Raw genomic sequence first — 14414 nt, forward strand, 5'->3', positions numbered from 1 at the left:
CTCAGGTCACCTCCGATCTCTGGGCCCATCGCGGGATGTGTCGTCGAGGGACTTCCGGCGCCGAGAGGGGAGTGGCCGTGGCAGGTGCCACCAGCAGCGAGGCGGCCACGGCCAGATGCAGCAGATACGGCGAGGCATCGCCCAGCCCGGCCTCGGTGTACGACGCGATCGCGCAGTAGCTGATCAGGAAGATCGCGCAGGCCCTCGACAGCGACGGTGGCCGCAGCAACGCCACGCCGCCCAGCACGATGACGATCGCCGCCACCAGGCCGACGCCGGTCATACCCTGCTCGTTGTAGACGGCCAGCCAGCTGTTGTCGATCGGCAGCCCGCCGAACGACTTGTCGCCCAGGCCCGCGCCGAACAGATACTCCGCGGTCGTCCTGGGTGCTGCCAGCAGGGCGTCCCAGACCTTGGCCCGACCGGTGAGGCTGGCGAAGTTCTCCTGGCTCTGTCCGCGCAGGAACCACGCCTGCAGCGCGGAGGCGAACCCCACCGCGGCCACGGCGGTGCACAGCACCGCCCAGGCGAAGAACCGGCGGGCGGCGGCGCTCGTCAGGATGAGCGAGCCGATCGCCAACGACAGCCCGCTGAGCAGGCCGAGCGTGGCCGTGCGGGTATGGGTCAGCGCGAGCAGGACGAGTGACGGCACGATGACCACCGCCGCGCTGGTCCTGTCGGTCCGGCGGCCCAGAACGAGCAGCACGGTGAGACCGATGATCACCGCGGCGTACTGTCCGATCTGCGGTGGGGTGAGCGGCCACAACGCGCCGACCAGCCGCCCGCCGTAGAGTTCGGGCATGGCCGCGCCCGGTGAGACGGCCAGGCCGGCGGCCACCGACCCGAGGACCACGAAGTACAACCGGATGTGATGCCGGACGAACGTCAGGCCGCCGTCCCACCAGCGGCTGAGCAGCCACAGCGTGCCGACGAAGAGAGCCAGCCGGAAGCAGCGGAACAGCGCGCCGAACCCGGACTCCAGGTTCGCGCTGGAGATCACGCTCTCCACCAGCAGCAGGGTGAGCAGGAACAGGAAGGCGCTGGCCCGGATGCGCAGCCGGAGATTGACCGCGAGTGCCAGCGCGAACGCGGCGACCAGCGCGCCCATGGTGACCATCTGGATGAGGGACCGGGGCAGCGGGACGATGGTCTTCGCCCCGGCGGAGCCGAGCGTGTTGAGGATCAGCAGCCCCCAGACCGTCCCGACGATCTTCGGCGTGTGGTCCGCGCCCATCTCAACCACCGTCCCCTGCACGGAAGGTGCTGCCCGCGTCCTGCTGGTACGGCGCGCCCTGCCACTGCCCGGAGTCGAGTATCCGGCTCGGGTCGTGGGCGACGAATTTCCATGGCCCGACGTAGACGTTGTCGTGCCAGCGGTTGTGCTGCTTACCGGTGATCGCCTCGGCCACCCGCTCGCCCTGGTACGGCGACCAGTCCGGATAGGTGCCGTAGTTGGCCAGCACCGCCATGCGGTCGCACTTCACCGTGCAGTCGACGACGGCCTTGTCCAGCACGAAGCGGTTGCCGTGGATGTCCACCCGCTGGGTCTTCCACCGGCAGTCGGCGTAGAGCGGTGCGGTGGCGATCGCCGGCCGTGCGCAGCGGTGGCTGTTCTTCACCAGCAACGTGCAGTCACCGGACGAGGTGTTGGCCGGGCTGTTGCAGAACCGGTCGGCGTTTTCCCACAGGGTGATCCCGGACCAGTTGTTCTCCAGCACGTTCCGGTAGATCTCGATCCTGTCCGTGCGGGCTCGGATCCGTGGTTCGCCGCCGGACTCGGACAGGTAGATGGTCGCGAACGGGAAGTTGTCGCCGCGGTCGGCGTACTTGCGGCCCTCGACCCAGTTGTTCCGCCGGATCGTGTTCCTCCGGATGACCGCGTTGTAGCTGGTCTCGTAGATCAGCGCGGCACCGTCGTTGGCGTCGAGCACGTTGTCCTCGATGCGGAAGTCGTTGTTGTTGGTGTCCGCCCACAACCCGGCTCCGCGGTTGTCGTGCACCCAGTTGCCGCGTACATCGGCACCGTTGACGGCCCAGAACTTGACGCCCCCGGTGCAGCCGCAGCCCGGCCGCCGCCGCTCCCAGTCGTCCCTGTTGTTGCCCACGATCTCGTTGCCCTCGACCACCAGGCCGCTGATACGGCCGTTGGCCTTGTACGCGTTCATGCCGTACTGACCGTTGCCGCGCAGGCAGCTGGCGCGGACCCGCTGGCGGGCACCGGCCATCAGCCCGGCGCCGGAGTTGTTCCGGATCGTCGCGTGCTCGATCACCCACCCGTCGGCCGAGTCATGGTTGACCACGCCCTCGTCGCGCGGGGCGACGAAACCCTGCACGGTCAGATAGCGGATGGTGACGCTGCGGGCGGTGCCGCCGAACGCGTACTGGTTGGTCTTCCGGCCGTCGAGCACCGCGCCCGGCGCGCCGAGGTAGATGTCGCCCTCCTTGGGGACGACCTGGGCGTAGCGGTCCGGTTCGAGCCTGTGCTTGCCCGGTCGGAGCCAGAACGTGGTGTTCGTGGGGTTGCTCCTGGTCTTCGCAGCCAGATCACCGGTCACCGCAGGGTCGACCGTCACCGCGCCCGCCGGCGCCTTCGCCGGCCCGGCCGCGGGCCTGGCGCACACCCGGGCCACGGACGTGGATGGCGCAGCGGTCGGCTTCGGCCGCGCGTCCGGCGTGCCCTCACAGCCGGTCGCCGCCAGCAGGGCCGGCGCCAGCAGTGCCGCCGGCAACGCCCAGTGCCGCCACTTGATCCGCAAGCGTCCTCCCTAGCCGTGGAACCTGAGTACGGTGGTGAACTCCCCCGACAGCGCAGTGCCGTCGGCGAAGCCGGTGCCGACCAGCGTTGTGGTGGGTTCCTTGCGCCCGAAGCCGGCGGAGTACCAGCCCAGCGGCGGGTCACTCTCGCCGCGATGCGCCCGCCAGCACAGCTGCCCGGGCAGGTCGAGCGCCGCGGAGCGGTCCTCGCCGTCCCGGGTCCAGGTGAGCACTGCCCGGTTCCCCACCAGGTCCGCGGCGATCGCCGGGCCGAGGTGGAACGCCAGGCGCACGGACCGGCGCGGGCCGCGCACCTCGTCGACCACCCTCAGTTCCCGGCTCGCGGCCGTCAGCTCCACCCGGCGGCGGTGCACGGAGGGCTGGTAACCGTCGTGCTCGGCGCACCAGCGGGCCGTCACCCCGTCGGATGTGTCGGCGACCAGGACGCGGCTGCGGGCGTGCCGGGTCCACAGGAACGGGCCACCGGAGACGGACTGGTCACCGCCGTCCAGTTGCAGGGTGTTGTGGCCGAGGGTCGACCGGAAGTACTGCCGCCACTCGGGCTGCCCGTGGTAGCAGAACGTCCCCGGGTCGGCGAGCACGTCGACCCCGTCGTGCCGGACCTCCACGGACAGCGCGTCCGCGTGAGCATGCGCGGCGATGGACAGGAATCCGTGCGGACCACCGTCGCAGCGGCACCAGATCTCCGCCGGACCACGCAGGATGGTCATGCCTGCGTCGGCGAAATGGGCCGGTCGGCCTGCCGGGCGGGGCACGGTCGGTGCAGTTCCGTTCTTCGAGTACGGTCGGATGAGCGCGGCCAGCAGTGGGGTGCGCACATCGGTGCCGGTCACCGCCGGCCACCAGGCGAGCCGGCCGAACACGGCGTCCCCGGTGGACAGCAGCGAGGCCCAGCGGTCGGTGCCCGCGCCGTCCACGACCAGACCGTGCCCGTCGTCCGCGTCCCCCTGGCGCGGCGGCCGTAGCCGGTTGTCCACGATGGCCGCGAGCGCGTCGGTCATCCGGAGCAGCACCAGCCGGATCGACGCGGGGACCGGCACGCCGGCGGTATCGGCCTCGGCCAGCGCGGCCAGGCCGAGCTCCAGCACCAGTCCGTGATACTCGGTGGCCAGCTCACGGTTGAGGCCGGAGTCGAAGGTGTTGCTTCGCAGATGCCGCTCCAGCGACCGCAGCGCGTCGGCCCGCCAACGCGCCGAGGAGGGGAACCACCCGAACGCGCAGGCCGCGGCGAACTGCCCGGCGGCCTCGGCGATGACGTGGTTGTTCGCCGAAGACCCCCGGCTGGGGAAGTGGGCCAGCCAGCGCTGGTGGTGCCAGATCTGGCGGAGTGCCACCGGGTTGCCCTCGAACAGCCCGGCCACGCCCGGCCAGCCGTCGAGCAGCCGGCGGATCCACACCCAGGACAGCAGCCGGATCCCCAGCTCGATGCCGCTGGTCCAGTGCACTCCGCGCAGCGGCGCGTTGGCCGCCCACCACAACCGCAGGTGCGCGGCCACTCGCTCGGCGTACCGCTCGTCCCCGGTGATCGCGAAGGCGGCGGCGAGCACGGTGAGGTACTGATGCCGGGACAGCTCCCAGATCTGCTTGATGTCCCCGACCGTCTCCTCGTTCCGGTACGGCACGTCGAAGGCGTAGCCCCACGGAGCCCGGCGCCCGGTCTTCGGGTCGTACCACCAGTCCGGGTCGGCCAGGTCGTCGCGGACCACCCCGAAGAACTCGGCGTACCCGGCCATCAGCCGGTCCGCCTCGGCGATGAGACGTTTCGCGGCGTCCGGTGGCACCGCGGCGATGGTCCCCGCGGGCAGTACCGCGGTGAACCGGGCGCCGGTCACACTCGGGCCGTCCGGCCGCGCCTTCCGCCATCGCCGCCTGCGCACCGTGTCGCCCACCCGGCCGCCGACCTCCCGCGGTCCCATCCGGGACAGCCGCCGCAGGTACCAGCCCGCACTCCCCGAGCTCACAGTCATCGCGCCCCCGCCAGCGTCACCGGCGCGCCCCCGGCCAGGCCGGCCTGTACGGCGAGGGTGGCCGCCGTGGTGGCGACCAGCGACTCCAGCGGCACCGGCATCGGGCCGCCGGTCCGCACGGCCTTGACGAACGCGGCCAGCTCGGCGGACTGGCCCTTGTCCCGGGCCTTGGGCAGCCGCGAACTGACCCACCGCTTGCGGCCGTAGACCGAGGCACGGACGAAGTCGTCGAGCTTCAGCACCCTGCCGTCCGCGACGAGGTCCAGCGTCTCCTTGGGGAACCCCGGCGCGCCGGTGGTGACATAGCTGATGGTGGCGGTGGACCCGTCCGGGTAGTGCAGTACGACCTGAAGGTCCTCGTTGCCGGACGTGGCGACCGCGTACACCGATACCGGGTCGGCCTCGAGCAGCCAGCTCGCCGTGTCGATGAAGTGTCCGCCCTCGCCGGCGAAGCGCGAGCCCTCGGTGCCCTGTTGGAGGTACCAGCTGCCGTGCTGCAGCCGGCCCGCGTTGACCAGGTAGCGCAGGCTCGCCGGACCGGTCCGGGCGCCGAACCGCGTCCTGGCCTCCTGCAACAGCGGCGCGAACCGACGGTTGAAGCCCACCTGCAGCCGGTCGTTGCCGGATTCCTCCACTGCCGCGAGCACGCCGGCCAGCTCTTCCTCGGTGAGTGCCAACGGCTTCTCCACGAACACCGTCTTGCCGGCCAGCAGCGCCCTCCGGGTCAGTTCGGCGTGCGAGCTGTGGCGGGTGACGACGAACACCGCGTCGATGGACTTGTCGCCGAGCACGGCGTCGAGATCGGTGGTCGCCTCGGCGAAGCCGAACTTCCGCTGTGCGTTGGCCGCGGACAGCGCCGTCGTCGTGACGACCGTGGACAACTCGACGCCGTCGCGCTGTGCCAGGTGCGGCAGCAGCATCGATGTCGCATAGTTCCCCGCGCCGACGAACGCCAGCCGCACCGGCGCCTTGGCGGACCGGGCCGGGGCGGACGCTCCGCCGCTGCGCTTCACCGCGGGCACGGCCACCGCCGGGGTCTCCGCTTCCCCCGCGTGTTCGGGGTACCGGAACAGCACGGCCACGGCCTTCAGGTCGCCGTCCTTCAGGCGCTGGTACGTCTCGGCGGCGTCATCGAAGTCGGCCATGTGGGAGACCAAGGGCTCCACGTCGACGCGGCCGCGTGCGAGGAGATCGAGGAAGCACGCCAGGTTGCGGCGCTCGGTCCAGCGCACGTAGCCGATCGGGTAGTCCCGCCCCTCGAGCTCGTACTCCGGGTCGTAGCGCCCGGGACCGTACGAGCGGGAGAACCGGACGTCGAGCTCCTTCTCGTAGTACGCGTTCCACGGCAGGTCCAGGCGGCACTTGCCGATGTCGACGACCCGGCCGCGGTCCCGGCAGAGCCGCGCGGCCAGCTCGACGGGCTGGTTGCTGCCGCCGCCCGCGGCCAGGTACACCTGGTCCACGCCGTGACCGCCGGTGAGTTCGGCGACGGCGGCTTCCACGGCAGCGGACGCAGGATCGCCGCAGGCCGCGGCGCCCAGGCGCTCGGCGAGCTCGCAGCGCACCGGGTCGGGGTCGACCCCGACGACGCGGACCCCCGAGGCGGCCAGCAGCTGCACCACCAACTGCCCGATCAGCCCGAGGCCGATGACCAGCGCCACCTCGCCGAGCTGCGGCTCGCCCTGGCGGACGCCCTGCATCGCGATCGACCCGACGGTGCCGAAGGCCGCGTGCCGCGGCGCGAGGCCGTCCGGTACGGGGGTGTAGAGGTTCTTCGGCACCCAGTTCAGCTCGGCGTGCAGCGCGTGCTCGTTGCCTGCACAGGCCACGAGGTCACCGACCTTCACGTCGTCGATCCCGCTGCCGACCTGCTCGACGACCCCGCACAGCGAGTAGCCCAGCGGTGTGTAGGAGTCCAGCTTGCCCATCACCTTGCGGTACGTGGCGGGCACCCCGTTGGTGGCCACGCTCTGCATGACCTTGGCCACCTGGTCCGGCCGGGAGCGGGCCTTGCCCAGCATCGACATGCCGGCCTCGGACACCTTCATGAGCTCGGTCCCGGTGGATATCAGCGAGTAGGCGGTCCGGACCAGCACACCGCCCGGCTTGCACCTCGGCACCGGCACGTCGAGCACCGCCAGCTCGCCGCTCTTGTAGTTCTGAACAACCTGTTTCACCCGAGCTCCTCATGTTTCAACGCCTTCAGGCCGCTTGGCTCTGGCCGGAGCCAGAGGTCGCGCCGCGATACCAGTACTCGAGGGTCAGCACATGCCACAGATGCTTGGAGAAGTCCCGCTGCCCGGCGGCGTCCTCGGAGACCATGCGGGCCAGCGCGTCGCGGCGCAGGAACCCGGAATTGACGAGCACGCCGTCATGCACCACCTCGCGCACCAGCGGCGCCAGATCCCGGCTCATCCAGGCGCGCAGCGGGGCGCTGAACAGGCCCTTGGGCCGGTACACGATCTCCCGGGGCAGGATCGAGGTGGCCGCCTCCTTGAGGACGGCCTTGCCCTGGCGTCCGACGATCTTGCGATCGCCGGGCACGGCGAACGCCGCCTTGACCACCTCGACGTCCACGTACGGCACCCGCACCTCGGTCGAGGCGGCCATGCTCGACCGGTCCGTGTAGGCGAGGTTCAGGCCAGGCAGGAACATCCGGGCGTCGCCCAGACACATGCGGTTGACGAAGTCGTCGAGGTCGTTGTCCTGGTAGATGTCCGCATGCTCGGTCAGTACGTCCTCGACCGTCCCGGCCAGGTCCGGATCGACCAGGGCGAGCAGCTCGTCCTGGTCGTACATGGTGTAGCTGCGCCGGAACGCGGTCTCCTCCGGCAGATCGGCGAAGGAGAGGAACCGCTTCGCGAAGCGCACCGACCGGTACCCCCGGCGGGCCGTGGCGACCGGCAGCCGGTCCACGGCCGCGGACAGGCCACGCCGCAGGGGCCGCGGGACGCGCTGGTAGCGCAGCGCGAGCAGGTTGGCCAGGTGCTTGCGGTAACCGGCGAACAGCTCGTCGGCACCCATACCCGAGAGCATCACCTTGACCCCGGCCTCCCGGGCGGCCGAGCAGATCAGGAACGTGTTGATCGCGGCGGGGTCGCCGATCGGCTCGTCCAGGTCGTACGTCATCTGCGGCAGCAGGTCGAGCACATTCGGAGCGATCTCGATCTCATGCAGGTCGACGCCGAACCGCTCGGCCACCCGCCGGGCATGGCGCAGGTCGTCCGGCATCGCCTCGAACCTGGCGTCCTCGGGGCGGAACCCGATCGTGTAAGCGGATATCCCGGGTTGGTGGCGGGCCGCGAGCGCGGTCAGGTAGCTGGAGTCGAGACCCCCGGAGAGGAAGGTCGCCACGGGGACGTCGGAGAGCAGGTGCCGCCGAGTCGACTCCTCGACGATGGCCGCCAGGTCCGGCTGTTCGCCGTTCCGTATCCGCTCCCGGCCCTCGGCGGCGACGTCCCTCAGGTGCCAGAACCGGCCGCGCTCCACCCGGCCGTCGGGCCGGCACCGGAGCCAGCTCCCCGGCGGCAGCTTCTCCGCTTCGCGGAACGCGCACCGTGAGTCCGGCACCCAGTAGTACAGCAGCGAGGCCACCAGCGCCGCATGGTCCACCTGCAACGACCCACCGGTCACGGCGGCGAGCGCCTTGAGCTCGGAGGCGAACACCAGACCCTCGCCGCGCCGGAGCAGGAACAGCGGCTTGATGCCGAGCTGGTCGCGGGCGAGCACCAGTTCACCGGTCCGCTCGTCGAAGATTCCGAACGCGAACATGCCGCGCAGCCGGGGCAGGCAGTCCGTGCCCCAGCGCCGCCAGGCCTCCAGCAGCACCTCGGTGTCGGAGGTACCGCGGAAGCGCACCCCGGCGGCTGCCAGCTCGGCACGCAGCTCGGGCGCGTTGTACAGCTCGCCGTTGTACGTCAGGACGAGGCCGCCCGAGGCCATCGGCTGGGCGCCGGTCTCGGACAGGTCGATGGTGGCCAGCCGGCGGTGCCCGAGGTGCACTTCGCCGTCACCTACGGGGTGGTTGTACCGGCCCGACCCGTCCGGACCGCGGTGGGCGAGGGTATCGGTCAGCCGGTCGGCCACGACCTTCCCGTCCGGCCATCGGTAAGTGCCTGCGATGCCACACATGTCTACCGCGCCTCCTGATCGCTGTCCGGGACGCGTGCCGCCCACATCGGCAGCCGCTCGGCCCGCCGCCGGGCCGTCCCGCTCTGTCGGGCCAGCCGCTCGTTCTGGCCGCGCAGCGCGGTGTGCAGCCCGTCCCACAGCGTGCCGTCGGTCCGGTCACGCGGATCGGGGTCGATCAGCACCACACCGATCACCTCAATGCGCTGGTCCGCGAGCTGCCGCGCCACGGTGTGCAGCCATGCGGCGCTGCCGTGCCCGGCACGCACGACGAGCACGGTCCGAGTGCCGAGGTACTGGAGGTCGGTCCACGCCGCGCCGGGCGCCACCGAGCCGACGCCGAGCCGGCGACCCTGATGCGACACGGCCGCGGCACGCTCGCCGCTGACCACGGTCGGATCTCCTGGCCTCGGCCGGCGGTCGGCGAGCTGCAGGCCGGGCAGACCGTCGATGACGACCACTGGCCCCTCCGCCGCCAGTGCCCTGGCGAGGTCCATGGCGATCACGCTCGTGCTGCGCGCACAGCCCAGCTCCAGCAGTGACACCGGTTCCGCGGAGCTGCGCACGGTGCGGACCAGGGAAGCGGTGAGCCGTTCGCGTGCCGCCCGGATCCGTCGGCGCCGCCACAGCCTGCCCGACCGGCGGGGCAGCTCCGCGATGACCGAGGCGCCGAGGTTCGCCGCGATCTCCCGGCGCAGCACGGGGCGGTCCGCCACCACCGTGCCGACCGCGGCCACCGCGAGCCCGAGGACGAGCCCGAGGGCGAGCCCGATCGCGGCGTCGGTGGCAGCGGTCCTGGGCAGGGAGTGCCGCACCGCGCGCGGTGCGTCCACCATCTGTGTGCCGGCGATGAGCCGGGGCGTGCCGATGCGCGCCTCCGCGGCGCGCTGGCCGAAATCGGTGATTCGCGAGGTGAGTTCGGCCCGGCGGGCGAAGAGCGACTCCAGGTCCGCCGACGCCTTGCGCCCGCCCTCCGGCGATCCGCTTCCGATCGCCTTGTTGACCTTGGCGAGTTCGCCCCGCATTCGGTCACGCTGGTCGAGCAGGGCCTTGGACTCGGCGTTCGCGGCTTCCTGTATCCGCCTCACATGGTCCGCGACGAACGCATCGGCCAGCGCCTTGGCGCGGGCCACCGCTTCCGCGTCGCTGTCACCTGTCACAGTGATCTGCAGCAGGTTGTTGGTCAAGCCGATACCCCCGTAGTCCCGCATGAAGTCCTCCGGTTTCTCGGAGGAGTCGAGGGACTTCAGGGCCTTATCGGCGATCCGCGTGGTTTGCAGCAGCCCGACGTCGGTGCGGATCAGCGTTCCGGGGTCGTTCGGCTGGTCCTCCTGATGCGCGACCAGCACCTTGGTCACCGCGGTCGGCGGCGGTGGCAGCAGGACCGCCACCGCCGCGCCGAGGAGCAGCCCCAGCAGCGCCATGGAGCACCAGAGGCGCCGCCGCCTCCGCACCGCCACCACCAGCGCCTGCAGGTCCAGCAGCGGAGCGGCGGCCGACGACTCCGAAGTCGTACTCGTCGTCACCTCGAACCTCCCGTCGCCTCGTCGCCAACCGCGAGCGCCGGCGTGGCGGCATCCCGAGGACGGCCGGCAGACCGCGTCGGACGGGCCCGGACCGTGCCGGCGATGACGATGCCGACGACCTCGTGCTTGGCGTCCGCACACGCCTCGGCGATGCCGGCGAGCTCCCCTGCGGTCCAGCTGCCCGCGCTGAGCACGACCAGGGCACCGGACTCGTCGTCGCGGTCCGGCACCATCGGCTGGGACACCGAAACCCCCACCACCCGCAGCTTGAGGTATCCCCGGCTCGAAGAGCTCGGGGAAGGATCGCTCTCGGCCTCGGCGACGAGCTGCCCGGCGGCCCGGCGGGCGATCTCGTCGCCGTCCGGGACGACAACCAGCAGCCGCCGGGGGGCCGGCAGCTGATCCCGGAGGCGGGCGCACACCCGCCGGTAGCGGATCTGCCTGCCGGCCTCGTCGCCGGACGTCCGCGGGGTCGGTAGGTCCCACCGGATGTCGACGCCCAGCAGCCGGCGGATCCGGGCCCACGGGCCACGGCCTTCCGGCCGGTACGCGGGCCGTTCACCAGGTACGTCGACGGTGCCAAGCAGCGCCGAGCCCAGCGCCGCGGCGATTTCCGGTTGGGTGCGCAGCCGGCGACTCATCCGTGCGGCGGTGAGATGGCCGATGACCGCGAGCAGGAAGAACAGCAGCGCCCCGCCGACGATGAGCTGCATCCTCGTCGGCGGTGCCTCGCCGGTCGGCCGGGACGCCGGTCCCATGACGACCAAGTTGGCCTTCTTGGCAGCCGGGTCGGCCTGGTCCAGCTTGTTCATGGCCTCCTGCAGCGAGGTGCGCAGCTTCTCGAGCTCGGTGCGGGCCTGCACGCTCTCCACGGTCTGCCCCGGATCGGCCGCATCGGCCAGCTCGGTGATGTGGCGGTTGGTCTGCACCACCATCTGCTGCAGTTCCTCGAGCTGCGCCGCCGCTTCGGGGTCGGTGTTGTCGTCCACGATCCGCGCGGCGAATGTGACGAACTGCTGGGCCACCTGGTCGGAGAGTTGCTGTGCGCGCTCCGGGGTTTCGGCCGTGCCCGAGATCTTGATGATGTTCCCGTCGGAGGCCTTGGCGCTCACCCGGTTCCGCAGCTCGCTGCCGCTGACCCCGGTCCAGCCGAGCGTGGCAGCCGCGTGGTCGACCACCACCGAACTGGTCGCGATCTCCGTCTGGGTCAGCAGCTCGCGCTCCTCCCACGCCCCCGGCAGCAGTACCGATGCCGACGTCGTGTAGCGCGGCGGGAACAGCAATGAGGTGCCGTAGCCGACGAGCGCACCCACCACGGCGAGGATCGTGAGAAGCCGCCAGCGCCGACGGATAATCCGCCCGATCGTGACCAGGCGTATCGGGTCATCGCTCAACGGTGCGGCCTCCGCCCTGCCCGGCCCGGGCCGCCCGCCGACACCGGAGCGTTACGGCAGGCAGCGGCGTAGGCGGCGAGCAGCGATTGCTGGGAGTTCCGCCAGGAGAGCGGCCCGCTGATCCGCTCCTGGCCGATCTTGCCCATGTGGGCCCGCCTGTCCGGATCGTCCAGCAGCTGCGCGATGAGCCCGGCGAACTCGGCCTCGTCGTTGCCGGGCGCGTAGACGGCGGCGTCACCGGCGGAGACCCGCGCCTCCCGGAGGTCGAAGGAGACGATCGGCCGGCCCATCACCATGTACTCCAGGACCTTGTTCATGGTCGACACGTCATTGAGCGGATTGTGCGGGTCGGGGGAGAGGCAGATGTCCGCGGTGGACAGGTAGCGCACCAGATCGGCGTCCGGAACGCGCCCGGTGAACTGCACCTGCTCCGAGAGCCCGAGCCGCCGGGACAGCTCCACCATCGCGTCGAAGGTGTCGCCGGCGCCGACGAAGACCGCATGCCAGTCGGTGCGCCCGAGCTCGTCGCGCAGCTTCGCGAGGGCCCGCAAGGCGTAGTCGACGCCGTCCTGCGGGCCCATGACGCCGAGGTAGCACAGCAGATGGGGCTTGCCGCGCTTCAGCGCCGGCTCGGGCGGTACGGGGTGGAACCGGTCGATGTCGGGCGCGCTGCGCACCACGAAAACGTCCGCCGGCCGCCGCCCGCCACGGCGCACCGCGACGTCCCGGTAGCTCTCGTTCGTGGCGAGCACGACGTCCGCGGCCCGGTAGGTCAGCCGTTCCAGCGCGCACACGGCGCGGTAGAGCAGATCTTCGCCGCGGTCGAACCGGGAGAGGTAGAGCTCGGGTACCAGGTCGTGCTGGTCGAAGACGAACCGCGCTCCGCGCCGCTTCAGCCACAGTGCCGGCAGGAACAGCAGGTCGGGCGGGTTGCAGGCGTGGACCACGTCGACCGGGCCGACCTTCCGGGCCAGCCGGACCGTATGCCACAACGCCGACCCGTACTCCCGCAGGTAGCCGGCCGGCCCTCCGGTGGCCGCGCGCAACGGGTAGCGGTGGATCCGCACCCCGTCGATCTCCGCCTCCTGCTCCGTGTCCCGCTTCTCCCCCCGGGGACAGATGACGTGCACCGTCCAGCCCGCGTCGCGCAGCGTCGTGCACTCCTGCCACACCCGCCGGTCGAACGGCACCGACAGGTTCTCCACCAGGATCAGCGCGCGCCGGTCCGGCCGGTCGCCGCTGGTCGCGTTACCAAGCAAGGCCCACGTACCCCGGTTCGGTCCGGCGCGCCTCGGCGTCGGGAAGGCGGATGAGGTCGACGATCACCGGGCCGTCGCCATGGGGCAGCGCCGACAGCACGGCCGGATCCCTGGTCCCGACCAGGCACACCTCGGCGTGCTCGAGCACCTCGCCGACGGAGTCCGCAAGCAGCTGCCCGAGGTGCGGCAGCCGGGTCTCGATGTACTCGCGGTTCGCGCCGAGCAGCCGGGAGAGGCTCACGTTGGCGTCGTAGATCCGCAGGTCGTAACCCTTGCCGAAGAGCCTCTCCGCCAGCTCGACGAGCGGGCTCTCGCGGAGGTCGTCGGTGCCGGGTTTGAAGGACAGCCCGAACAGGCCCACCCGGCGCTTGCCGGTGCGCTCGACCAGCTCCACCGCGCGCTGCAGATGGTCGGAGTTGGAGGGCAGCACGTGGGCGAGGATGGGCACCGAGACGTCGGCCCGCCGCGCCGCGTGGACCAGGCTGCGCAGGTCCTTGGGCAGGCAGGAGCCACCGAAGGCGAAGCCGGGCCGCAGGTACGCGGGGCTGATGTTCAGCTTGCGGTCGGCCAGGAACACGTCCATCACCTGGTGCGAGTCCACCCCGAGCGCCTGGCACACCGCGCCGAGCTCGTTCGCGAAGCCGATCTTGAGGCCGTGGAACGCGTTGTCCGCATATTTGATCGCCTCGGCCGTCGGGACCGGCACCCGGAACACCTCGCCGGGCAAGCCGTCGTAGAGCGCCATCACCGCATCGCCGCTTGCCGGGTCGAGCTCGCCGATGACGGTCTTGGGCGGGTCGAAGAAGTCCCGCACGCTCGTGCCCTCGCGCAGGAACTCCGGGTTGACCGCGACCCCGATGTCCACCCCGGCCGTGCCGCCGACGTACTTCTCCAGGATCGGTACCAGCAGGTTCAGGCAGGTGCCCGGGAGCATGGTGCTGCGGAACACGACGGTGTGCCGGCCCCCCTGCTCGGCCCCCTCGGCCAGCGCGGCGCCGATCTGCTCGGTGACCCGCTCCAAGTACGTGGTGCACAGGCTGCCGTTGGGCTCCGACGGCGTGCCCACGCAGACCAGCGACACCTCGCTGTCCATGATCGCCTCGCGGACGTCGCCGGTGGCGCGTAACGCTCCGGTCCGCACGACCTCGGCGATGAGCTCGCCGATACGCTCCTCGACCACCGGGGCCTTGCCGTCGTTGACCAGGTCGACCTTCACCTGGTTCACGTCCACCCCGATGACCTCGTGACCCATGCTGGCCAGGCACGCGGCCGACACGCAGCCCACGTAGCCGAGCCCGAAAACGCTGACCCTCATGACCCGTTCCTCCCCCAGGCAGGCCCTCTCGGGCCTGCGGTCCGCGCGCC

9 protein-coding genes are annotated in these 14414 nt (G+C 71.4%); all 9 read right to left on the reverse strand.

Going from position 1 to position 14414, the window contains the following annotated elements:
* Position 1: 1 nt before the first annotated feature.
* The 9 genes from ACWCP6_RS28250 to ACWCP6_RS28290 are packed head-to-tail and all read right to left on the reverse strand — an operon-like array spanning position 2 to position 14364.
* A complete protein-coding gene (locus tag ACWCP6_RS28250; protein WP_450935394.1) occupies positions 2-1234 on the reverse strand; it encodes an O-antigen ligase domain-containing protein in 1233 nt (410 codons plus the stop codon).
* 1 nt (position 1235) lies between these two features.
* Positions 1236-2756 carry a right-handed parallel beta-helix repeat-containing protein gene (locus tag ACWCP6_RS28255; RefSeq protein ID WP_450935395.1) on the reverse strand — a complete coding sequence of 507 codons (1521 nt, stop codon included), beginning with the start codon at positions 2754-2756 and terminating at the stop codon, positions 1236-1238.
* 9 nt (positions 2757-2765) lie between these two features.
* A complete protein-coding gene (locus tag ACWCP6_RS28260; RefSeq protein WP_450935396.1) occupies positions 2766-4742 on the reverse strand; it encodes an alginate lyase family protein in 1977 nt (658 codons plus the stop codon).
* On the reverse strand, positions 4739-6919 hold the full coding sequence (locus ACWCP6_RS28265; RefSeq protein WP_450935397.1) for a bi-domain-containing oxidoreductase: 2181 nt from the start codon (positions 6917-6919) through the stop codon (positions 4739-4741). Before ACWCP6_RS28265 ends, ACWCP6_RS28260 begins: the two co-directional genes overlap by 4 nt.
* A 25-nt stretch (positions 6920-6944) precedes the next feature.
* The gene (asnB, locus tag ACWCP6_RS28270) at positions 6945-8873 is read right to left on the reverse strand and encodes an asparagine synthase (glutamine-hydrolyzing) (protein ID WP_450935398.1); all 1929 of its coding nucleotides are present in this window, start codon (positions 8871-8873) and stop codon (positions 6945-6947) included.
* Positions 8874-8875: 2 nt separating this feature from the next.
* Positions 8876-10396 (reverse strand): Wzz/FepE/Etk N-terminal domain-containing protein, encoded by a 1521-nt coding sequence (locus tag ACWCP6_RS28275; protein WP_450935399.1) that lies wholly within the window; start codon positions 10394-10396, stop codon positions 8876-8878.
* Positions 10393-11790, reverse strand: coding sequence for a Wzz/FepE/Etk N-terminal domain-containing protein (locus tag ACWCP6_RS28280; RefSeq protein ID WP_450935400.1), 1398 nt, complete (start codon positions 11788-11790; stop codon positions 10393-10395). Before ACWCP6_RS28280 ends, ACWCP6_RS28275 begins: the two co-directional genes overlap by 4 nt.
* Positions 11787-13049, reverse strand: coding sequence for a glycosyltransferase family 4 protein (locus ACWCP6_RS28285; protein WP_450935401.1), 1263 nt, complete (start codon positions 13047-13049; stop codon positions 11787-11789). Before ACWCP6_RS28285 ends, ACWCP6_RS28280 begins: the two co-directional genes overlap by 4 nt.
* Positions 13039-14364, reverse strand: a complete 1326-nt coding sequence (locus tag ACWCP6_RS28290; RefSeq protein WP_450935402.1) for a nucleotide sugar dehydrogenase — start codon at positions 14362-14364, stop codon at positions 13039-13041. Before ACWCP6_RS28290 ends, ACWCP6_RS28285 begins: the two co-directional genes overlap by 11 nt.
* Positions 14365-14414 lie beyond the last annotated feature (50 nt).

It is taken from the genome of Streptomyces sp. NPDC002004, assembly GCF_053593975.1.